General features: G+C 39.6%; 2 protein-coding genes. Both read right to left on the minus strand.

Features of this window, described 5'->3' with window-relative positions:
• Positions 1 to 167 (minus strand): DNA cytosine methyltransferase (locus ACERC7_RS10660; RefSeq protein ID WP_373666906.1); only part of this gene is annotated, 167 nt, incomplete at its 3' end.
• A gap of 462 nt (positions 168 to 629) precedes the next feature.
• Positions 630 to 986 (minus strand): hypothetical protein, encoded by a 357-nt coding sequence (locus ACERC7_RS10665; protein WP_373666908.1) that lies wholly within the window; start codon positions 984 to 986, stop codon positions 630 to 632.
• Positions 987 to 1,057: the final 71 nt, after the last annotated feature.

A 1,057-nucleotide genomic window follows, 5' to 3' on the forward strand; every position in this document is an offset into this window, starting at 1 on the left:
ATTTGGGTAATGTCATGGTATTCTAATTCTCCTTCTGTCTCAAAAATGGCCTGATAAGACCGTCTAGCGAATTTATCTATTTCGCAAAAGCCAATGCAGGTATGACCTTGACTTTCCATACCTAAACGAAAGCCTCCAATCCCTGCAAAGCAATCAAAAAAATTCATCTGTTTCTCCTTTCAGGTATCAAAAAAAGACCTTACTTCTCGTAAAGCCTTGGTTAGATATGGTCGTTCATTTCTGGAGCATTTTTGAACTCAATAGCTAATGCGATGAGCGACAATATCCACATGCCTAGCAAAATTTTCCACCACATGGTTCTCACCTCCTTTCCTGTTCTTGTCGACGTTCCTTATTCCACTCTGCCAGAATGCCATTGAAGACATACTCCGCTATGGCCTCTGCCGTTCTGGCAAATCTCATGTTCTCCAAAGCATACTGATACCTAGTCTCAAAATGCCTCATAACAAATTCTGCACTTGTCTTAGAAAACTTCTCACGAATCAGCTGGTCATAGACCCTCTTATGTCAAGTAACTGACACTATTTATTTGCTAGATTACACACTCATTATACCACAAACTATCCCATCAAGAAAGAGACTTGCTAGGATACAAGTCTCCTCCTCAGCTATTTGTAGATGACTGTAAAAAAGCCAAGACAATCAACCACAACTTTGTCAACGTGTGCAACTACAATTTCTTTGCTTAACCTCTTATCAGTTGGCAACTGAACATAGCTAGCTTCTTTCAACTGCTCTTCCAAATCCTGAACAGATTTATCCACTTCCTTTTTCTTGGCAATATAATCTTCTCTGGTCAACAGGCTATCCTTATAGTCCTGAAAGCAGGCAAGTTTTTCTGTCTTCAATCGTTCAATTTCACGAAGAACAAGGGTCTTAGATACCTTTTGATGAGGTTTTACTGCTTCATCTCCTAGTTTCCCTTTGATTGCTTGTTCAATCCTATCCACTCGACAAGACTTCATTTTTTCTCCCTGCCCCTTACAATAACGACAGGAAAAATATTGGTAACCTTGATGGTTGTAATGTCCAATCA

The organism is Streptococcus sp. E17BB (assembly GCF_041807725.1).
GTDB lineage: Bacteria > Bacillota > Bacilli > Lactobacillales > Streptococcaceae > Streptococcus > Streptococcus entericus.